Below are 20,330 nucleotides of genomic sequence, written 5' to 3'. Positions count from 1 at the left end.
TCAACAGTCTCACAATGAAAACAACCGAATTGCTATTTTCCTACGGCACATTACAAACCCCCTCTGTGCAGATCGAAACTTTCGGTCGTGAGTTGGTTGGCTATGAAGACCGATTATTAGACTACAAATTAGAAATGGTTGAAATTCAAGATAAAAGCGTGGTCGAATTAAGTGGCGCAAGTCATCATCCAATTGCCGTTGTCAATCAAGGTGAAACCGTACAAGGCAAAGTTTTTAAAATCACCACCGAAGAACTCGCACAATCAGACAAGTACGAAGTCAGTGATTATCAGCGTATATTGGGTAAAATGCTATCAGGAACCCCTGCTTGGGTGTATGTAAAAGCAAACCAAAAGGCATATTCTAAAATCTAAGCCCGGCTTAGGGAAGTTATAGCAATACTTTTTCGATATGCACAGACTTAATGAAGTCTTTTTGCCAATTTTTGCCTAACTGTTGTTCGGCAATTAATTCTATTGGATAGACAGGTTCGATACCTGTTGAGTCGCTGTAACGCGATAGACCTTGACGGCAAGCGGGGCAAGTTGTCAGCATTTTGGTTGGTTTGTCAGTAGGCTTTAGAATGGCTAAACCTTTCTTGATTTCAGTCTCTTTGCGGAATTTTACTTGTTTGGCAATATCGGGACGGGCGACTGCAAAAGTGCCTGCTTCGCCACAGCAACGGTCATTGTCAATAACTTCCGAATTGACGATTTTTGAGATGACAGTTGCTGATTTGTCGGATTTTATTGGGTCATGACAAGGGGCGTGGTATAGGTATTGTTCGCCTTTACTATCAAGAGTTACATTGTTTTCTAATAAGTATTCGTGGATGTCGGTTAGACTGGCATCTTTGAAAATATCGCCTAACTCATAGGTCATTAATTGATCGATACAAGTGCCACAAGAAGTTAACACATACTTGATATCGAGGTAATTGAGCGTATTTGCCATGCGGTGGAACAGGACGCGATTATCGGTTGATATTTCATTGGCTTTTTGTTGGTAACCGCCAGCTTGTTGTGGGTAGCCACAACAGAGGTAACTTGGTGGCAGTACCACTTTCACACCTTGGTGGTAGAGCAGGGCAACGGTTGCCAAACCAATGTTGGAATATAATCGTTCTGATCCACAGCCTGGAAAATAAAAGACACTGGGTGAATTGGCGTTGGATTTTTCGGGGTGGGCTAAAATTGGTATGCTGCCATTATCGTTGATATTCAACAGGCTGCGTAGGGGGGCTTGCGTAGTATCGGTTGGCAAGGGTTTGTCTAAAATAGTAACCAATTCTGCGAATACACTGGGCTTTCCAACGGTTTTATCAGGCTGTTTTTTTACAAAAGGTTTACTGAGGAGGGAGGCAAAGTGTTGTGCCTTATAGCTAAAATCAATCAGTACTTTTTTCGTTAAATTAATCTTCCAAGGTTGCGTCATATTTAGATAGGCAATTGATGCTTTGGAGATGATATTTGTGTGCCTTTGCTTCTGCTTTACCAAAATATTTTTCATTTTAATTGACACATCGCCAAAATCAATGTCAACTGGACAAGGTTTTTCGCAGCGATGACAAATAGTGCAATGGTCTGCCACATCATTCAATTCATCAAAATGGTCGATAGACACGCCACGACGCGTTTGCTCTTCGTAAAGGAAAGCCTCAGAAATCAAGTTGGTACCGATAATTTTATCGCGTGGCGAGTAGAGTAGATTTGCCTCTGGTACATGTGTGGTACAGACATCCTTGCATTTTCCACAACGCAGGCAAGACTTTACCATATTGTTAATTTCACCAATTTCACTACTCTCTAAAATTAAAGCCTCTTGCTCAACCAAGCGTAGTGAGGGGGTGAAGGCATTTTTTAAGCCACTATTAGGCATTAATTTACCTTTATTAAAGTGTCCATTTGGGTCAATCTTGGCTTTGTAAGCGGAAAATTCTTTTTTGAATTCATCAGATAAATATTGATATTTAGTCAGTCCAATGCCATGTTCGCCTGAAATCACACCGCCCAATTGCTCAGCTAAAATCATAATTTCATCCACTACCGATTCTGCCAATTTAAGCATTTCAGTGTTGTGTGAGTGCACGGGGATATTGGTATGAACATTACCATCACCAGCGTGCATATGAGTGGCAACGAATAGGCGAACTTGACGATATTCATCGTGAATAGCCCTAACATCTTTACGCATATCAATAAACACATCGCCTATTAATAAATCGTTTAATGGTTGGGAAAAGTCATTTACATAAGAAATAATGCGCTTACCTGTTTGCAAAACCTTAAAACCCTCTTCCTCCATCAAACTTTCTAAAGCATTCTGCCAATCTGTATTAACTTCATCTAACAAAGATAAGGCAGAGGTAATTTTGTCTTTAATTAGCGTAAATTCTGGGTTAATATTTTGAAAATAGTTTTTAATTTGAGTAAGGGTTGCCAATTTATTTTCAATCGATAAACGGATATTAATGCGTTCAATACCATAACTATAATCACCGAGTTTATCCAATGGAATGACCACATCTTCATTGATTTTAAAGGCATTTGTGTGCGCTGCGATTGCCGCAGTATTGGCGCGGTCCTTCCAAAATGCTTGGCGTTTTTCTAATGATTTTGCCACCAAACATTCGCCACCTCTGTTTTCTGTCAAGGTGGTAATACTATCAGTTTGTAATTTGAGTAAATCATCAGTTTCTGCACTGATGTCAATCAATAATACCATCCTCGGCAATTCTGGGCGATTAGCCTTAGTGGTGTAGCCAACAGCTTTGATATAACGGGCATCAAGATGTTCCATACCGACTAAGTCCACTTCACTATTGTTATCAACGCTATCCTTAATATCAACAATGCTAGATACCGCACACTCTAAATCATAGCCAAAAAACTCTAAACACAAGGTATGAATGCATTTAAGTGGCTGATGTAAAATGAATTCAGCAGAAGTGATAAAGCCATCGCAACCTTCTTTTTGAATACCTGGTAAGCCATCCAAGAACTTGTTGGTCACATCTTTTCCCAAACCTAGTTTACGCAAATTTTCAGATTTAATGTCTAGTCGTTTGGTGTCGGTAATCGTCTGTGCGTCTTCTTTTAGTGTGTGAATATTAAAACTCACAACCTCCAATAGTTGAATTTTATCCAGATTATGGTCAATTCGTTCCACTTGTAGCCATTTGCCATCAGGCATTACCATCTTCCAAGAAAGTAAATTATCAATGGTAGTACCCCATCTAAGTGCTTTTTTACCGCCAGCATTCATTGCCACATTGCCACCAATTGTGCAAGCATCTTGTGAAGTGGGGTCAACGGCAAATACCAAATTATTAGCTGTCGCTACTTCGCTGACGCGCTTGGTAACCACGCCTGCGCCAACATTAACACTGTGTAAGTCGCCGCGTGTTTTGACCTCATTAATAAAACTGAGTTTTTCTGTATTAATGACCGCTGTTTGTGTCGTCAAAGGAATTGCACCACCTGTATAGCCTGTGCCACCACCTCTTGGGATGATGGTTAATCCTAATTTGATACAAGTTTTAACAATTGCGGCAATTTCAAATTCGGTATCAGGTGTAATTATCACTGCTGGATATTCTACCCGCCAATCGGTTGCATCAGTTGAATGCGACGCACGCGATAGAGCGTCAAAACGAATATTGTTATTGTGCGTAATTTTTAATAAGGCTTTTCTAATGCGATTTTGATTACTTTGAAAGCCACTCAAGCACGATTTAAAATCATCAACTGCTTGGTCGGCACTGTTTAACAAAGTCAGTACTTTTTCATTGTCACCAGCACGGTCACGAATTTGATTAAGGCGAGAATAAAGCGCCTCAGTCAGCGATTCCCAACGACGCTTATTTTTAATCAAGTCTTCTTGCAAGTAGGGGTTGCGACTAACTGCCCACATATCCCCCAACACTTCAAATAGCATTTTTGCACTGCGACCAGTATTACGATTTTCACGCAATTGGTTAAGTAATTCCCACGACTCTTTAGCGAGAAAACGACACACCACTTCCTTGTCTGAGAATGAGGTGTAGTTGTAGGGGATTTCTCTATACTGTTGCAATGATGAATGAAGTTGGTAAAAGTTGTTTTATTTTACTATAATAGCGTCATTCGTTGTTTTATTTGAGATTAATATGTTGTGGCTTAAAGCGTTTCACATAATTAGCATTATCACTTGGTTTGCTGCCTTGTTCTACTTACCGCGCCTGTTTGTTTATCACGCAATGAGCAGCGATAAAATAAGCATTGAGCGTTTTAAAACGATGGAGCGCAAATTGTATCGTGGCATTATGATGCCGAGTTTTATTTTAGCAAGCGTATTAGGCATCTGGATGTTGTTTGATAATTGGGCGTATTATTCAACACAATATTGGCTACATGCTAAATTAACCTTAGTCGTGCCACTCATTGTTTATCACTTTTATTGTGGACATTTGCTATCGGTTTTCAAAGTGGACAAGAACACTCGCTCCCATGTTTTCTATCGCTGGTTTAATGAGGTGCCAGTATTGATATTGATCGCAGTGGTTATTTTGGTTGTGGTTAAGCCGTTTTAGAAAATCTTTCGGCGAGCGCCTCGTAGATAGGCTGATGGTAAATTTGCCTGGAAATAAAGTTAGCAATAAAGGCAACAGCCAAACCTGGAATGAGTAAATGTAGGCTCATCGTCATTTCTAAAATGACAAAAGTTGAGGTGAGTGGCGCCCTGATGACCGCACTTAGATAACCAATCATTGCCATTATCATGATGACTTGCATATCGATTTGCGTATAGAAATTTGCCAATTCCGCGCCAATTCCTGCACCAATTGAAATACTTGGCATAAAAATACCCCCTGGAATAGTGGAAACGAAAGAGGTTAAAACTGCAAAGAATTTCATTGCCACAAAATCCAATCCCAATGATTGACTATTGAGCATCTGCAGAACTTCAGTATGCCCAGAGCCTGCAATTTGTCCTTTTGAGACATAGTTAAACAATGCCGCAATCATTCCAACACTCAATGCCATCATAAACACTTTGATTTTACTATTGATAATTAATTTATGCACAAAATAGAGTGTTATTCTGGAAAATAACCCACCCAAAACACTGACCACTACGACTAAAGGTAGCAGTTGCCAAATCAAAGTTAAATCAAACGAAACTGAGGATAAATCCATTAAATATGGGCTGCTACCATGGTATGAAATATTTAAAAAATAAACAAGCCCACTGACAGTCGCGATTAAAATCAAAGCCTGTTTTTTTAATTTTCTGCCAATTTCTTCGTAAGCAAATAACACACCAGCAATAGGCGCGTTAAATGCAACAATTAACCCTGCACTACCACCAATTGCAATCAGAGCATGGATTAAAAGTGTGCGCTTAAGTTTTAAAAAACGGTTAAATCCATAAAAAATAGAGCCACCAATATGAATACTCGGGCCTTCGATACCAATCGGTGCACCACCTAACATTGCAAAAAAGATGAAGCCAATTTTCCCTGCCACTATTCTGAACGATAATAGTTTTTCGCGGATAGATTTATTGTGAGACTCGGTGGCAGCAATCAGTTGTGGAATGCCACTACCTTGAACAAAATGACAAAAATGCTTGGCAAAATAGATAATACTAACAAAGGTAATCGGTGTAATAATAAAACTCAGTGCAGGATTTTTGACAATAAATACTTTAAAGGTATGATGTGAAAATTCGCTAATTTCTAAGAAAATCCCAATCGTAATAACCGTCAAAATACTTGCTAGTATCAGTGATATATAGGTTTTTAATTCATGGGGGAATTGAGATGCTATATATTTCTTCATGGTTTTTTTATGGTGAGTAAGGCAACACCTGTGATTATAAATATAATGCCAGCACCATAGTATATATTGAAAAATTCATCTAAAACCCATACACCTAAAGCAATCGTAATAATAGGACCTAAAGTGCCAATAATCCCCGTTTGCGCTGAACCAATTTTGGGAATAGCCTCACTAATCATAAAACTAGGTATTACCGTGCTAATCACTGCTAGCATTACAATCCAAAACCATGCTATATTACTCACATCAAGCACATTAAAATCAAATACTAGAAAGTAATAACTCAGTACAAACACGCTGGACACACTCATTGCTAAGGCAGTGAACCATAAGCCGCCTAACAAATGAATAATTTTTTTGCTAAGCAAAACATAACAAGCAAAACTCAACGCTGAAAGTAATACGAACAACACACCTGTAGTTGTATCACCTATGTGGGTATTTAATTCTTGACTAAATACAATCCACAAACCTAAATAACTTAACAATAAACTACTGATAATTTTTTTGGTGAGTGGTGTGTTAAAAAATAGTGCACCTAAGATTACCACAAAAATAGGATAAGTGAATAAAGTTAAACGCTCTAAACTGGCTGAGATATTTTCAAGTCCTTTTAAATCCAACCATGATGCCAAGGCGTAACCGATGAATCCTAATAATAAAATCATAGAAAAGTTGTTTTTTATATCAGTTTTAGGTATGTTTTTTTGACTTAAAAAACCAATAATTAATAAATAAATTGGCAAAGAAATTGCCATTCTTAACATTAAAACAGTATCGGCATTCAGTCCTTGTTGGTAGATTAATTTGATAAAAATAGACTTTAGAGCGAACAATGCCGTACCTAAAAACGCAAAGAAAAAGCCCAGAAGAACTTCTTTTTGTTCAAATTTAAACATTTAATTTTGAGTGAATAAACCCGTTGAAAGATAGCGGTCACCACGGTCACAAACAATTGTTACAATCGTAGCATTGTTGACTTTCTTAGACAGCTCAAGTGCTGCTGATACAGCACCACCACTTGATACACCTGCAAATATACCTTCTTTAGTGGCTAAATCACGCGTGATTTGTTCGGCAGCAGATTGCGAAACATCTATTATTGAATCCACTTTGGAGGCGTCAAATATTTTTGGTAAATAGGCTTTTGGCCAGCGACGAATACCGGCAATTTTTGCCCCATCTTCGGGTTGAACGCCGATGATTTTAATATCAGAATTTTTAGACTTTAAAGTTTCAGATACACCCATAATCGTACCCGTTGTACCCATCGCAGAGACAAAATGCGTTACCTCGCCATTGGTATCATTCCAGATTTCTTCAGCAGTCGTGTTAATGTGTGCGCCTGAATTATCGGCATTAGAAAATTGGTCAAGTTGCTTACCTTTTCCGTCTTTTTCCATTTTATCGGCTAAATCTCTCGCACCCTCCATGCCTGATTTTTCACTCACTAAAATCAACTCAGCCCCATATGCCGTCATCGCATCCCTGCGTTCTTGTGAGAGATTATCAGGCATAATCAAAATCATCTTATAGCCCTTAATCGCTGCTACCATTGCCAATGCAATGCCCGTATTACCGCTGGTTGCCTCAATCAGCGTATTACCCAATTTAATGTCTCCGCGTTTTTCTGCCTGAGTAATCATATTAAAAGCTGCACGGTCTTTGACCGATCCAGCAGGGTTATTACCCTCAAGTTTTAGCAAGATAGTGTTAGACGGGTTAGGGTTAAGGCGTTGTAAGCACACCAATGGCGTGTTGCCAATAGTTTTTTCTATGGTTGAATAGTGCATAATTTTTTAACTCCTGAAAGTAGCGCATTGAAACTAGTAGATGTGTTGCTATCATCTAATTTTAAGTGGGGCGCTATTGCTTTTGAACCTGATATGGGCTGATATTCTTTGTTGGTTATTCTTTGTAATTCTTGTTTTGCGTTGGCTAAATTATCGGCATTTCTGAATTTCTTAGAAGTTTGACTTGAAGGCAATATTTTATTAAAGGCTTGCTTAACTGCTAATAAGTCACCTAAATAAAAATTTTCTAATTCATGACAAGCAATCCGAACAATAGATACATCTTTCTTACCACTTTCATTAACTTTGTCTAGTAATTGCTGCTTAATATCAGTGCAAATAGCAGAATCTTGATCTCTAAGAATTAAAAAGCGAGCGCCTGGAAGGTTGTAATTTTTTAACTTTTTCTTTATTTGTCTGTCTAAATCACTTTTTCCTTCAAAAGAAAAAATAGAATGTAAAGAATTATTAGGTAGTATTTTAGGCAGAACAATTCGTAACATTTCTTTTGCAGATCTTTCTTCGGTGAAGCAAACCAGATTCATTGCTTGCCTAGTTGATCAAAAAATCCTTGTTTCCACAAATATCCCATTTTGTCGCCATCGTTCATAAAGGCTTTAATTTGTTCATCGTCAGAGATGCGCTTGATTGTCGTGTAGCCATTATTCTTGGATAGATAAAATACTTCATTAACTTCAACAGCATTAAGAAAATCAGGTGAGTGTGTGGAGACAAAAACCTGCTCACCTCGATTAGCATACGCTCTAAATTCCTCTGCCAATTCTTCTAATAAATGCGGATAAAGTTGATTTTCAGGCTCCTCAACGCATAACAAAGGGTAGGGTTTGGGGTCATAAAGTAAAACTAAATAAGCCAACATTTTTATAGTGCCATCAGAAATGTAACGCACTAAAAATGGTTTATCAAAAGATTCGTCTTGAATTTTTAATAAAACTTGCCCTGTTTCAATAGTTTTTGCCTCTACCTTGGAAATTCCTAGAATCCTTTGTTGCAAGATTTTGATAATCTCATCCAGTGTTGATTTGTGATTATTATGCAAATAGTCAACGACATTGGATAAATTCTCACCCAAAGTAGATAAATGCTCGGCATAATCCGCTTGCTGAATGTTGCGCGCTTCATTGACATGGATATCAGACACATGCCAATTGTCAATTAATTCACTAAGGGCAATAACTGCTGGAAATTTCTCAAATTGCGCCAAACCTTTGATGGCTAAAATATCTGGTGATTTTAAAGTTTGTTCTTCTCTACTTAACTCATTAATATCCGTATCCCCATCTAACTCATTAGTTACAGCGTAACCTTTGCCATTGCTAAATTCTAAAAAATGCCAAGGTGTACCTTTACTTCCACGACGGTATTTTAAAACTTCTTTTTCCACCAATGCTTTGCCATTTTTTTGGGATATACTTAAAGAATAAGTGATAATTGGGTTGTTTTTAGAAGTGTCTTTGGCCCTAAATTTAATTTCAAACTCTATACTGCCACTACAATCGCGACTAATAACCTCGTTAAATCTACCTCGTTTATTAAAGGCAGTATTAACATCATCAGTTAAAGCATCTTTTAAAAATCCAAAAACATTAAAAAGTGTAGTTTTTCCAGAACCGTTAGCACCAACAATTACGCAAAATCTAGGAATATCTTTCATTTCAGCATTTTTAAATGCTTTAAAATTTTTAATTTTTATGGATTCAATTTTCATAATTGTTTTCTACATATTCTCCAAAATCGCATTTTTAACTTCGTCCATCACAGGATTAATTAAAATCATCTCACTTTTACATTGTGCGATTGCTGTATCAGGGTCTTTTAAGCCGTGACCCGTTAGCGTGCAAACGATGGTAGAACCTTCTGGGATTTTGCCATTGTTAATGTCAATCATCGCACCTGCGAGTGAGGTGGCAGAAGCAGGTTCGCAGAAAATACCTTCTTGTTCTGTTAATAATTTTTGTGCGGCTAAGATAGCCTCATCACTAATAGCATCAAACCAACCGTTAGATTCTTCTTTAACCTTATGTGCCAAATCCCAACTTTGTGGGTGACCGATGCGAATAGCGGTGGCAATGGTTTCAGGGTTGTCGACCATTTCACCTTTGGTAAATGGTGCTGCGCCTTCTGCTTGATAACCGACCATAGAAGGGGTTTTCGCTGAAATTCCATCTTGGTTGTATTCCTTATAACCCATCCAATGCGCGGAAATATTACCCGCATTACCCACAGGTAAGCAGTGATAATCAGGGGCATCACCTAGCTCTTCGACAATCTCAAAGGCGGCAGTTTTTTGACCTTGCAGGCGGAAAGGGTTGATTGAATTGACGATAGATACAGGTGCATGGTTGGCCACTTCTTTGACCAGTCGCATGCCATCATCAAAATTACCTTTAATCTGAATAATTACCGCACCGTGCATCATTGCTTGCGCTAATTTACCCAGTGCAATTTTCCCCTCTGGAATAAGTACAAATGCTTTGATACCAGCGCGAGCTGCATAGGCTGCTGCAGAAGCAGAAGTGTTGCCTGTTGAAGCGCAAATAATGGCCTTAGAGCCTGCTTCCACAGCCTTGGTTACAGCCATCGTCATACCACGGTCTTTAAATGAACCTGTCGGATTTAAGCCTTCGTATTTCACATAAATATCCACATTTTTGCCTAATAGCGCAGGAATATTTTCCAAGCGAATAAGAGGCGTATTGCCTTCACCTAAACTGATAAATTTTGTATTTTTATCAACCGGCAATCTGTTTTTGTAGTGGTTAATTAGCCCTGTGTATCTTTTGCTCATAATCTATTTTCCTGTTAATCTAATGTTTCTACATGAATGATTTTAATTGCCGCTTGAATAAAATCTTTTTCTTGAATTTCTGCAACTGCTGTATTAATATCCCCCGTTTCGACCGAGTTAGTGATAATGGCAATGTGTGCATTGTTTTGTGCGTCAATTTGTTTTTGTACAACAGATTCTACACTGATATTATGATTTGCAAGAATTGAAGTAATGTCTGCCAATACGCCTGTTGTATCCTTCGCCAATAAACGCAAATAAAATACGCTTTCAATGTCATTAACATTTTGACTTTGTACTGCTTTAAGCGATTTCCAGCCAAACACATCAGCACTCACCGTGCCTTTAATCACATCAACTAAATCTGCAATCACCGCACTCGCCGTGGCTTCAGCGCCTGCGCCCGCGCCATAATAAAGCGTCGGCCCAACCGCATTGCCTTTGACTAATACCGCATTCATCACGCCATCAACATTTGCCAATAACTGTGTTTTTGGAATCAAAGTAGGGTGGACACGCATTTGAATTTGACCATTAATTTTTTTGGCAATCCCTAAGTGCTTGATGGAATAACCTAACTCAGTCGCAAACGCCACATCTTCGCCACTCACTTCGCTAATACCTTCGCTTGAAACTTTGTCAAAATCCAGTTCGCAACCGAACGCAATTGATGCCAAAATGGCCAGTTTATGTGCCGCATCAATACCTTCTACATCAAAAGTTGGGTCGGCTTCTGCATAGCCTAATTCTTGTGCTTCTTTTAGTACATCGGCAAAATCCCTACCTTTGTCACGCATTTCCGTAAGAATAAAGTTGCCTGTGCCGTTAATAATACCTGCCACCATTTCAACTTGATTGGCACTCAAACCTTGCTCTAAAGATTTTAGAATAGGAATGCCACCAGCCACTGCTGCTTCAAACAATAAATGTACATTATTAGATTTTGCCAACGCCAATAATGCATTGCCATGTGTGGCAATCAACGCCTTATTTGCTGTAATCACATGCTTGCCATTGCGTAACGCTGCCTCAACCAATTCCTTAGCAAGACCTGTGCCACCCATTAATTCTAACACCACATCAATCGACGCATCATTAACAATCGTCAATGGGTCTTCTGTGAGTTTAATATGGTCAGTAGGGCAGATACGCGCTTGATTAACATCGCGCACTGCAGCGTGCGTCACCTGGATAGACGCGCCAGTGCGGCGTTTAATCTCAGCATTATTTTTAGCCAAAACATTAACAACGCCACCACCAACAGTGCCAAGTCCTAAAATTCCGATATTCACAAGTTAAATCCTATACAAATAAAGGATGAAATTATACCAATATAAAATCTTATTTGCTGAATGTAATCGCACTGCATTTTAATGGGCGAGAATATTGCACAGGGACTTTGTGCTGATTGTTAAATAAAACAGGCGCTAGGGCTTTTAGCATATCTTCATAAATCGGTTTTTTAAAGTCAATAATTGCCTCAATCGGGTGCCAATAATCCACCCATTTCCAATCTTCAAATTCAATTTTCGTATGTGTGTCTAATTTAATGTCACTTTCTGAACCTATCAGTTTTAACAAAAACCAAACCTGCTTTTGCCCCACGCAATATTTACTTCTTTTATTCTTAGGTAAATCATAACGCAACCATTTTGGTGTCTTTGCCACCACCTCAATGTGCTCAGCCCGTAAGCCGACTTCTTCTTCTAATTCACGCAACAGAGCTTCAAGTTCATTCTCACCCTTGTCAATTCCACCCTGTGGTAACTGCCAGCCTTCTTTTTTGAAGCGTTTGGCCAAAAGTACCTGTTGTTTGTCGTTAGTAATAACAATGCCGACATTCGCACGATACCCTTCTCTATCAATCATCGCCACCGAAAGCGCCTAAGATATGCAGCAAACTGGCAAACATATTGTGCAATGATAAGTACAATCCAACCGTCGCAGCAATATAATTTCGTTCACCACCGTTGATAATAGACGACATTTGCATCAACATAAACGCACCCATTAGCAGTACAACGGCAAATGAAATTGCCAAACTTACAAATGAAGATTCGATAAAAAAGATATTAATCAATGACAAAGCAATCACACCAACCATAGCAAAGAAAATCATCCCACCCATAAAAGAAAAATCTTTCTTAGTATTTTGTGCATAAAAACTAATGGCAAAAAATGACACGCCCGTACCCGTCAACGCCTGCATCACTAAACTTGCCCCATTCGGCATCGCTAAATAATGCGTTAGCATAGGACCCAATGAGTAGCCTAATAACCCTGCCACCGCAAAGGCTGTAACAATACCTTTGTTGCTATTTTGTGTTTTTGGTAATACAAACCAAATTACTGCGATTGCCACCAATGATGCCACCATTGCCGATCCAAAGCCTGCACCTGTGGTTACAGCAAACCAAGACGACAACCCGCCAAATACTAGCGTGTAAGATAGTAATCTCATTGTATCGGATAAAACTTTGTTCTTAACCTGTACGCTACCCATTGTAGCCGTCGTTGTAAATGTACTCATAACTTACTCCTTATAATTAACGGTAAAATACCTATTTTATACCAAAATAGCGGACTGATTATGAAACTGGTTTTAGGTTTAGGTGATACAGGTTTATCTATCGCACGATTTTTATCTAAACAAAATATCGCTTATCGCATCGCCGACAGTCGCCAAAATCCTCCTTCATTAAACAATTGCCCCCAATCTCCAATTCTCGGCGACTGGACCTTGGACCTGCTCGCTGATATTGACGAGATTTTCATCAGCCCTGGTATCGCTCAAACTGAGCCCATCGTCCTTTGGGCAAAGCAGCAAAATATCTCTATTGTCAGCGACATAGAACTATTTTCTCGTCACGCTCAAGCCCCCATCATTGGTATTACTGGCTCTAATGGAAAATCTACCGTTACTCAATTATTTGGTGAGATGATTGCCAATGATGGCAAAAAAGTCGCTATCGGTGGTAATATTGGCAAACCTGCTCTTGATTGCCTGGATGATGATATTGCGTATTATGTGTTAGAACTTTCCAGCTACCAATTAGATTACACGCAAAATTTAAGGCTATTCACTGGCGTGGTACTTAACATTACCCCCGACCATTTAGACCGCTACCTAAGTTTTGAGCATTATGCACAATCTAAACTCAGCCTCTATACACATTGCCAAACCTCCGTCATTAATATCGACGAACCCCTGACATCTAAACAATCTTCCAGTAAAATTTTTGGTATGGACATACCTAAAAATCCTAAAGATTTCGGCACCGTCACTTGTCACAATAGCACTTATCTACTCAAAGGCGATACTTCATTAATGTGTATTGATGATATGCCACTCATCGGTGAACATAATATCAAAAATGCCTTAGCCGCACTTAGTCTTGGCGACCAAATTGGATTGAGCACGGAGGCGATGATTGCCACCTTAAAAACCTTCAAAGGCTTAGAGCACCGCCTGGAAAAAGTTACAGAAAAAAACAACATTACTTACTACAATGATTCAAAAGCCACCAACGCCATCTCCACAATCACCGCCATTCAAGCCCTAATTTCCACCCATAAAAACATCATTCTCATTATGGGCGGCGTCGCTAAACAAGAGGATTATCACCCGCTATTCACCCTCATTAACGAGCATAAAATCCCCGTCGTCCTAATCGGCAAAGATACCCACAAATTTGAAAAATCCATCACCAACACAACCTTGGCAAACACCTTAGAAGACGCCATCACCACCGCTCAATCCCTTATTATCAAGGGTGCAATCCTATTATCTCCAGCCTGTGCCAGTTTTGATATGTTTGACAACTTTGAACAGCGTGGAAGAATGTTTAAAGATTATGTGAATAGCGCCCATTAAAAAACCCTATACAATAACCATTGTGTAGGGTTTAAAAAAAAGTGTGGTTTCTTATTGAGGATAATATAAATATTAGAGCCTTTCGGATCAAGAAACCTAGAAACCTTATTATAGTAAATCCTCCCTCTCTCTTGGTATGACATACTATTAAGATGGTGTATTATATACATTTTTTTTAACATAATAAAAAAATATGAGAATATTAGGTGTTGATTTAGGTGTCGCTTCAGTTGGATGGGCATTGGTTAATGATAAGAATAATAAAATTATTGATTCAGGGGTGCGTATTTTCACTCAATCGACTAATAGAGAGGGGAAAACGCTTGCTGCTGTTAGGCGAAGTTTTAGAGGGGGTAGAAGAGTTTTAAGTCGTAGAAAACAACGACTTAACCAACTCAAAAAGTTATTTATTGCCCATAAATTACTTTCAAAATCAGAATTTAAACATCTATTTAATAGTAAAAATCGTTTAGATATCTGGCAACTACGGGCAAAAGGTTTAGAACAACAGCTCAATAACAAAGAGTGGGCAAGGGTTTTGTATCATATTGCCAAAAGACGAGCTTATCAATCTAATCGTAAATCAGAAGAAAGTGGCAATACCGATAAGAAAAAAGTTTTAAGCGGTATTAGTAAGAATGAAAAGAAAATGAATGAATTAGGCTATAAAACGATTGGAGAAATGCTTTATACAGAAAATCGTTATCCAGATAATAGAATAAGGCGCAATAAAAAAGATCAATACAAGCATTCAATTTCTCGTGATTTATTAAGAAAAGAGATTGATGTGTTATTTGAATCACAAAGAGATTTTGGTAATCAATTTGCAACTGATGGATTGAAAGAACATTATAAAGATATTGCTTTTACACAAAGACCAATAAAGTTTAAAGCCGATTTAGTTGGAAAATGCACTTTTGAAACTCAGGAATATAGAGGAGCAAAAAATTGTTTTTCAGTAGAAAAATCAACCTTACTTAGTAAAATCAACAATACCGATTTAATTGATAAAAGTACGGGTGAAATCAAGCGGTTATTTGAGATTTCAGAATTTGATAAATTGCTTGATATTTTTTATAGTATAAAAGAAGTTAAATACACAACCCTAAGAAAACAACTAAAAATAACCGATGCCTTTAAATTTAAACAACTAGATTATCATCAAAATTTTGAATATAAAACGAACATTAAAGCCAAAATAGAAGATTTTTATAAACTAGAGGATTGGCTTACGCCTGAGCAAAAAGTCTTATTAGAAAAACAAGTTTTAGATGATAAGAAAGAAAAGTTTAAGTGTTATAAATATAGCAGTATTCGCAGTATTTTATCTCTTTCAGAGTCGCAAAAATTTAACGGCGTTAAATATGACACTAAGGTTGAGAACACTGTTTTTGGCAAATTAAATGGCTACCACTCTATTAAAAAAGAATTAAATAAAGAAGTTTTTGATTTGTTATTTATTGACAAAGATAAGTTTAATAAAATTGCTGAGATTTTAAGTTATCAAAAAGATGATAAAAGTGCAACACAAGACTTAAAAAAGCAAGTTTTTAATGACTTTAATATGGATAAAACTATTGTAAATGAAGCGATTAATAGCTTGTTAAATATATCTTTTTCGGGGTTTAATAGTTTGTCCTTGAAAGCTATCAACAAATTATTACCTTATTTATGTCAAGGGTTAAAATATCATGACGCTGTTGCTCATTCTGAATATAAACACCATTCTCAATTTAAAGCCGCTAATCCACAACAATATTTACGACCTCTCAATAAAGAAGAGAATTATCAAATTACCAGTCCAACAGTTAAGCGTGTTTTTTCACAATTTAGAAAAGTGCTAAATGCTGTTATTCGTAAGCATGGTAGTTTTGATGCGATGCATATTGAAATGGCAAGGGAGTTAAAAAATTCTAAAAAAATAAAGTTTGAAATCCAAACAGGGCAAAAGGAATATGCACAAGAAAAAGAAGCAATCAGGGTAAAGTTTTTAGAAATTTTTAAGTATGAAGGTTCAGGTAGAGACTTGTTGAAATTAAGATTGTATGAACAACAGCATGGAAAATGTATCTATTCTAAAAAAGAAATCGAGATAAACAAACTACTGGAAGATGGGTATGTGGAAATTGATCATATTTTGCCATGGAGCAGAACTTTTGATAATAGTTTGAATAATAAGGCTTTGTGTTTATCTGCAGAAAATCAAAATAAAGCAAACCAAACGCCATTTGAATATTTGACAAATAGCGATAAAAACAGTAAAGACAGTAAAGAATGGCAAGAATATAAAAATTATGTGAGTAGCTTTGCTGGCATTAAGCAGGCAAAGAAACATAAACTGCTTAATACGACACTACCACCAAGACGAGGCAATGATTTTAGCGATGATATTAAAAACCCAGAAAGTGGTTTTTTAGCACGCAATCTAAACGATACGGCTTATGCTTCAAGATTTATTAAAAATTTTGTGCAAAATCATTTGCAATTTAGTCAAAATGATACGATTAAACAAAAGGTAAAGGTCAGAAGTGGTGCATTGACAAATCAATTGCGTTATAACTGGGGTATTGAAGAGAAAAATAGAGATAACAATCTACATCATGCTGAAGACGCTATTATTTTGGCATTTGCCACACAAGGCGAAGTGCAAAGAATGTCAACTATTTCCGCTAAAAGAGAAGACTTCAAATATCAAACTGCCAAAGAAAGAAAAATAAAATTCACCCCGCCTTTTTCTGATTTCAAGAGTGTACTTGATGAAAGTGTCGGTGATATTTTTGTTTCATTCGCACCAAGGCGAAAAATTTCAGGAGCAGCGCATAAAGCGACTATCAAGCCAAAAGACACGGGTGGAAAGTATAAATTCCCAGTTAATAATGGTATGGCAGAAAATGGGGTCATTCAAAGAGTTGATGTGTTTAAAAATGCAAAAAATAAATATCAATTTATAGTATTTTATCCAGCCGATTTTTATAAAGATGATTTTCCAGAACTGGATTTGAAAGGTAATGAAATAGATAAAAACGTTCAGTTTTTATTTTCTTTGTTTAAAGATGATTTGATTGAGTTTAAAACCAAGAAAACTAAAACCAAAGATAGTAAGCATCTTTTGGCTTATTTTAAATATATCAGATCAGATGGAAAAATTGCCTTTCAGCAGAATTATAAAGCTGAAATTGAAAGAAAAGAATCTGATAATAAAAAAGGGTATAAAGATATTTTGCTTGCAACTGGATCAGGATTGGCATCTTTAAAAAAATATCAAGTATCGGTATTAGGAGACATAGCGGAAGTGAAAAATGAAAAACGACTACCTCTGATTAAACAAATGTATAAGAGCAAGCCAAAGAAAAAATAAAGACCCTGTAAACCAGATTGTGTAAACACCTCTTTCAAAAATCAGACATAATCCTTTAATCTATCCTCATGTAGGATTATAAACTGATTCATTGCTTGTGACCAATTTCGTATTGGCATTGTCCATTTCTTACTGGCTGCTTCAATGGCTAAAAAGACCACTTTAAAAGCAGAGTTATCATGATTAAAAATCTTTCTGTTTTTGATAGATTTTCTAATCATTGAGTTTAAGGATTCAATGGCATTAGTGGTATAGATTGCCTTTCTGATTGCCTCAGGATAAGCAAATAGAGTAGCAACATTATCCCAATTTCGTCGCCACGATTTGGCGATACTTGGGAACTGCGTATCCCATTTATACTCAAACTCATCTAACGCCAATAAAGCTTCTTCTTCAGTAATAGACTGATAGATTTGCTTTAAATCACTAGCAACATTCTTATGTTCCTTATAGCCCACATATTTAAGCGAGTTGCGAACCATATGAACAATACACAGTTGTACATCAGCCTGTGGGAACACGGCATTAATAGCTTCGGGGAATCCCGTTAACCCATCGACTGAGGCGATCAGAATGTCTTTTACGCCACGATTAGCAATATCGTTAAGAACGCCCAACCAGAACTTAGAAGATTCATTTTTGGACAACCATAAGCCAAGACATTCTTTTTTACCCTCAAGATTAACGCCTAGGGCAATGTACATGGTCTTTTTAATGATTTGTTTATCTTGCCTAACTTTAATGACAATACCGTCTAAATAAACAATGGGGTAAATCTCATCCAATGGACGATTACGCCACTCTGTGGCTTGAGTAATAACCGCTTGTGTTACATTGGACACCAACGTTGCTGAGATGTCAGCGTCATACATCTCTTTAAAGGTTGTGACAATATCACGGGTGCTCATGCCTTTGGCATACAGGCTTAATATTTGATTATCAAAAGCGCCTAATCTGGTTTGACCCTTCTCAATGATAGCAGGCTCAAAGTTAGCATTGCGATCCCTTGGAATAGCAAGTTCAACTTCGCCATGATTACCTTTAACAATTTTAGAGTAGTAGCCATTGCGAGCGTTATTACTGGCATTAGATTCATTGCCATTTTGTCCATATTTTGGATAGCCAAGGTGATGTTCCATCTCAGCACCAAGTGCCGCTTCTATGGTCATCTTAACCAATGATGCAGACAAGTCTGCCAAGTCATCTTGGGTGTGGATGTCTTTGGCAAGCTCACCAGCAAAAGCACGGAGTTTTTGTTGGTTAATGCCTGTGTTGTTCAGTTGGTTCTTTTGGTTTTTTCTTAGTGTTGCGTTACTCATGTTTTTTCTCCTTTTTAGGGATTATAAAATATGAGGGTTTACACAATCTGGTTTACAGGGTCAAAATAAAATGTCGTGGCAAACGCTATTAATCAGTAACCCTTGCAAATTATCCATTAAAAATGGTAATATTTTGCTTAGGCGTTTAGATGATGAAGATGCAAATATTGCCATTAGTGAAGTATCTGCTATTGTTATTGAAAATCCGCAAGTAACAATGACTGCCGTTTTTATGTCGCATTGTGCAGATAGTAATATTGTTGTTATTTTTTCAGATGAAAAATACACGCCTATTGGTGTATTCCACCCTTTTTATCAACATAGTAGAATGACGAAACATGCATTTTTACAAAATAACTGGTCGCAATCTTTTAAAAATAGAGTGTGGCAAAAAATTGTTAAAGCAAAGATATTAAACCAGCAGCAAACTTTAATAAAAATTACCAAACAACCTAATAAACAGCTTAGTTTAATCGCATCTAAAGTGCAATCGGCAGATAAGACCAATAGGGAGGCATATGCGGCGACAATTTATTGGAGAACATTGTTTGAGAATTTTAAACGCAATAATACTAATGATATTAGAAACTCTGCCTTAGACTATGGCTATAGTATTGTACGTTCTGCGATTGCTAGGAGCATCAGTGCTAGTGGCTTTGTTCCAGCATTTGGTTTTCATCATAAAAATGAATTAAATGCCTTTAATTTGGTGGATGATTTAATAGAACCTTTTAGAGCGTTTATTGATTTTGAAGTGTATTTGCTCAATCCATCTAAGACAGGCACTAAGTTAACTTTTAAAATGCGCGCTGATTTGGTTAATATTTTAAATAAACAGGTTGTGTTTAAGCAAGAAAAAACAACACTATTGAACGCTATTCAAATGATGGTATTTGGTTTGTTAAGTGCCAGCGAACATCAAGATATTGATTTGTTGTTATTACCAAGACATGCTCAATAAAAATGATCGTTTTATGCGATTAATTGTATTTTTTGACTTACCAACTAAAACAAAACAGGATAAAAGAGTTTATACCGTTTTCAGGCGATACCTATTAAAAGATGGATTTATTATGTTGCAATTTTCTGTATATTCAAGGGTTTGCAAAGGATTGGATAGTGTAGAATCACATTTAAAATACTTAAAATCTATATTGCCACCCAAGGGAAACATTAGAATGTTACAAGTTACCGAAAAGCAATATGCGCGCATGGAAATATTACTTGGATCAGTTAAAAAAACAGAGAAAAGTGCAGGCAAACAACTATTATTATTTTGAAAAACGCATACTACAAAGCCACACAACTCTTGATATATAAGAGTTGTGTGGCTTTGTAGTATATCAGACCAGAGA

The 20,330-nt window shown here is 37.2% G+C and carries 17 protein-coding genes; 6 read left to right on the top strand and 11 right to left on the bottom strand.

Annotation, left to right across the window (positions count from 1 at the left end; genetic code table 11):
• Positions 1 to 14 precede the first annotated feature (14 nt).
• The gene (locus BSEPE_RS05770; RefSeq protein WP_066045033.1) at positions 15 to 374 is read left to right on the top strand and encodes a gamma-glutamylcyclotransferase family protein; all 360 of its coding nucleotides are present in this window, start codon (positions 15 to 17) and stop codon (positions 372 to 374) included.
• Between the two features lie 16 nt (positions 375 to 390).
• Here BSEPE_RS05770 and BSEPE_RS05765 read toward each other — a convergent pair whose 3' ends face one another.
• A complete protein-coding gene (locus tag BSEPE_RS05765; RefSeq protein ID WP_066045031.1) occupies positions 391 to 4,074 on the bottom strand; it encodes a DUF3683 domain-containing protein in 3,684 nt (1,227 codons plus the stop codon).
• Positions 4,075 to 4,147: 73 nt separating this feature from the next.
• Here BSEPE_RS05765 and hemJ point away from each other — a divergent pair, with 73 nt between their 5' ends.
• The gene (hemJ, locus tag BSEPE_RS05760) at positions 4,148 to 4,570 is read left to right on the top strand and encodes a protoporphyrinogen oxidase HemJ (RefSeq protein WP_066045028.1); all 423 of its coding nucleotides are present in this window, start codon (positions 4,148 to 4,150) and stop codon (positions 4,568 to 4,570) included.
• Here the strand turns inward: hemJ and BSEPE_RS05755 are convergent.
• The 9 genes from BSEPE_RS05755 to BSEPE_RS05715 are packed head-to-tail and all read right to left on the bottom strand — an operon-like array spanning position 4,557 to position 12,954.
• Positions 4,557 to 5,822, bottom strand: a complete 1,266-nt coding sequence (locus BSEPE_RS05755) for a chloride channel protein (protein WP_066045026.1) — start codon at positions 5,820 to 5,822, stop codon at positions 4,557 to 4,559. The genes hemJ and BSEPE_RS05755 overlap by 14 nt on opposite strands.
• The gene (locus BSEPE_RS05750; protein ID WP_066045024.1) at positions 5,819 to 6,721 is read right to left on the bottom strand and encodes a DMT family transporter; all 903 of its coding nucleotides are present in this window, start codon (positions 6,719 to 6,721) and stop codon (positions 5,819 to 5,821) included. The genes BSEPE_RS05755 and BSEPE_RS05750 overlap by 4 nt, the downstream gene beginning before the upstream one ends.
• The gene (gene cysM / locus BSEPE_RS05745; protein WP_066045022.1) at positions 6,722 to 7,615 is read right to left on the bottom strand and encodes a cysteine synthase CysM; all 894 of its coding nucleotides are present in this window, start codon (positions 7,613 to 7,615) and stop codon (positions 6,722 to 6,724) included.
• On the bottom strand, positions 7,597 to 8,160 hold the full coding sequence (locus tag BSEPE_RS05740) for a DUF4276 family protein (RefSeq protein ID WP_066045020.1): 564 nt from the start codon (positions 8,158 to 8,160) through the stop codon (positions 7,597 to 7,599). Before BSEPE_RS05740 ends, cysM begins: the two co-directional genes overlap by 19 nt.
• Positions 8,157 to 9,344 carry an AAA family ATPase gene (locus tag BSEPE_RS05735; RefSeq protein WP_066045018.1) on the bottom strand — a complete coding sequence of 396 codons (1,188 nt, stop codon included), beginning with the start codon at positions 9,342 to 9,344 and terminating at the stop codon, positions 8,157 to 8,159. The genes BSEPE_RS05740 and BSEPE_RS05735 overlap by 4 nt, the downstream gene beginning before the upstream one ends.
• A gap of 9 nt (positions 9,345 to 9,353) precedes the next feature.
• Positions 9,354 to 10,424, bottom strand: a complete 1,071-nt coding sequence (thrC, locus tag BSEPE_RS05730; protein ID WP_066045016.1) for a threonine synthase — start codon at positions 10,422 to 10,424, stop codon at positions 9,354 to 9,356.
• Between the two features lie 14 nt (positions 10,425 to 10,438).
• On the bottom strand, positions 10,439 to 11,716 hold the full coding sequence (locus BSEPE_RS05725) for a homoserine dehydrogenase (protein WP_066045014.1): 1,278 nt from the start codon (positions 11,714 to 11,716) through the stop codon (positions 10,439 to 10,441).
• A gap of 49 nt (positions 11,717 to 11,765) precedes the next feature.
• The gene (locus tag BSEPE_RS05720) at positions 11,766 to 12,293 is read right to left on the bottom strand and encodes an RNA pyrophosphohydrolase (RefSeq protein ID WP_066045012.1); all 528 of its coding nucleotides are present in this window, start codon (positions 12,291 to 12,293) and stop codon (positions 11,766 to 11,768) included.
• Positions 12,286 to 12,954: a Bax inhibitor-1 family protein gene (locus tag BSEPE_RS05715; protein ID WP_066045010.1), complete on the bottom strand. Its 669-nt coding sequence runs from the start codon at positions 12,952 to 12,954 to the stop codon at positions 12,286 to 12,288. Before BSEPE_RS05715 ends, BSEPE_RS05720 begins: the two co-directional genes overlap by 8 nt.
• Positions 12,955 to 13,014: 60 nt before the next feature.
• On the opposite strand from BSEPE_RS05715, the gene murD reads away from it, so the two are divergent.
• Both murD and cas9 read left to right on the top strand, forming a co-directional pair.
• Positions 13,015 to 14,298 carry a UDP-N-acetylmuramoyl-L-alanine--D-glutamate ligase gene (gene murD / locus BSEPE_RS05710; protein ID WP_066045008.1) on the top strand — a complete coding sequence of 428 codons (1,284 nt, stop codon included), beginning with the start codon at positions 13,015 to 13,017 and terminating at the stop codon, positions 14,296 to 14,298.
• Between the two features lie 193 nt (positions 14,299 to 14,491).
• Positions 14,492 to 17,656 (top strand): type II CRISPR RNA-guided endonuclease Cas9, encoded by a 3,165-nt coding sequence (cas9, locus tag BSEPE_RS05705; RefSeq protein WP_066045006.1) that lies wholly within the window; start codon positions 14,492 to 14,494, stop codon positions 17,654 to 17,656.
• Positions 17,657 to 17,697: 41 nt separating this feature from the next.
• Here cas9 and BSEPE_RS05700 read toward each other — a convergent pair whose 3' ends face one another.
• The gene (locus tag BSEPE_RS05700; RefSeq protein WP_066046126.1) at positions 17,698 to 18,921 is read right to left on the bottom strand and encodes an IS256 family transposase; all 1,224 of its coding nucleotides are present in this window, start codon (positions 18,919 to 18,921) and stop codon (positions 17,698 to 17,700) included.
• Positions 18,922 to 19,045: 124 nt separating this feature from the next.
• Between BSEPE_RS05700 and cas1 the strand changes: the two genes are divergently transcribed.
• Both cas1 and cas2 read left to right on the top strand, forming a co-directional pair.
• Positions 19,046 to 19,936 (top strand): type II CRISPR-associated endonuclease Cas1, encoded by an 891-nt coding sequence (cas1, locus tag BSEPE_RS05695; RefSeq protein WP_066045004.1) that lies wholly within the window; start codon positions 19,046 to 19,048, stop codon positions 19,934 to 19,936.
• On the top strand, positions 19,926 to 20,255 hold the full coding sequence (cas2, locus tag BSEPE_RS05690; RefSeq protein ID WP_066045001.1) for a CRISPR-associated endonuclease Cas2: 330 nt from the start codon (positions 19,926 to 19,928) through the stop codon (positions 20,253 to 20,255). The genes cas1 and cas2 overlap by 11 nt, the downstream gene beginning before the upstream one ends.
• Positions 20,256 to 20,330: the final 75 nt, after the last annotated feature.

The organism is endosymbiont of Bathymodiolus septemdierum str. Myojin knoll, assembly GCF_001547755.1.
Taxonomy (GTDB): domain Bacteria; phylum Pseudomonadota; class Gammaproteobacteria; order PS1; family Pseudothioglobaceae; genus Thiodubiliella.
Note: the sequence above shows the minus strand (reverse complement) of the source record. Positions and strands in the feature narration are given on the sequence as shown.

Excerpts from the sequence above, each read along its gene's own strand:
- BSEPE_RS05770 (WP_066045033.1), top strand. The coding sequence starts at position 15 with ATGAAAACAACCGAATTGCTATTTTCCTACGGCACATTACAAACCCCC.
- hemJ (WP_066045028.1), top strand. The coding sequence starts at position 4,148 with ATGTTGTGGCTTAAAGCGTTTCACATAATTAGCATTATCACTTGGTTT.
- BSEPE_RS05755 (WP_066045026.1), bottom strand. The coding sequence starts at position 5,822 with ATGAAGAAATATATAGCATCTCAATTCCCCCATGAATTAAAAACCTAT.
- BSEPE_RS05750 (WP_066045024.1), bottom strand. The coding sequence starts at position 6,721 with ATGTTTAAATTTGAACAAAAAGAAGTTCTTCTGGGCTTTTTCTTTGCG.
- cysM (WP_066045022.1), bottom strand. The coding sequence starts at position 7,615 with ATGCACTATTCAACCATAGAAAAAACTATTGGCAACACGCCATTGGTG.
- BSEPE_RS05740 (WP_066045020.1), bottom strand. The coding sequence starts at position 8,160 with ATGAATCTGGTTTGCTTCACCGAAGAAAGATCTGCAAAAGAAATGTTA.
- BSEPE_RS05735 (WP_066045018.1), bottom strand. The coding sequence starts at position 9,344 with ATGAAAATTGAATCCATAAAAATTAAAAATTTTAAAGCATTTAAAAAT.
- thrC (WP_066045016.1), bottom strand. The coding sequence starts at position 10,424 with ATGAGCAAAAGATACACAGGGCTAATTAACCACTACAAAAACAGATTG.
- BSEPE_RS05720 (WP_066045012.1), bottom strand. The coding sequence starts at position 12,293 with ATGATTGATAGAGAAGGGTATCGTGCGAATGTCGGCATTGTTATTACT.
- BSEPE_RS05715 (WP_066045010.1), bottom strand. The coding sequence starts at position 12,954 with ATGAGTACATTTACAACGACGGCTACAATGGGTAGCGTACAGGTTAAG.
- murD (WP_066045008.1), top strand. The coding sequence starts at position 13,015 with ATGAAACTGGTTTTAGGTTTAGGTGATACAGGTTTATCTATCGCACGA.
- cas9 (WP_066045006.1), top strand. The coding sequence starts at position 14,492 with ATGAGAATATTAGGTGTTGATTTAGGTGTCGCTTCAGTTGGATGGGCA.
- cas1 (WP_066045004.1), top strand. The coding sequence starts at position 19,046 with ATGTCGTGGCAAACGCTATTAATCAGTAACCCTTGCAAATTATCCATT.
- cas2 (WP_066045001.1), top strand. The coding sequence starts at position 19,926 with ATGCTCAATAAAAATGATCGTTTTATGCGATTAATTGTATTTTTTGAC.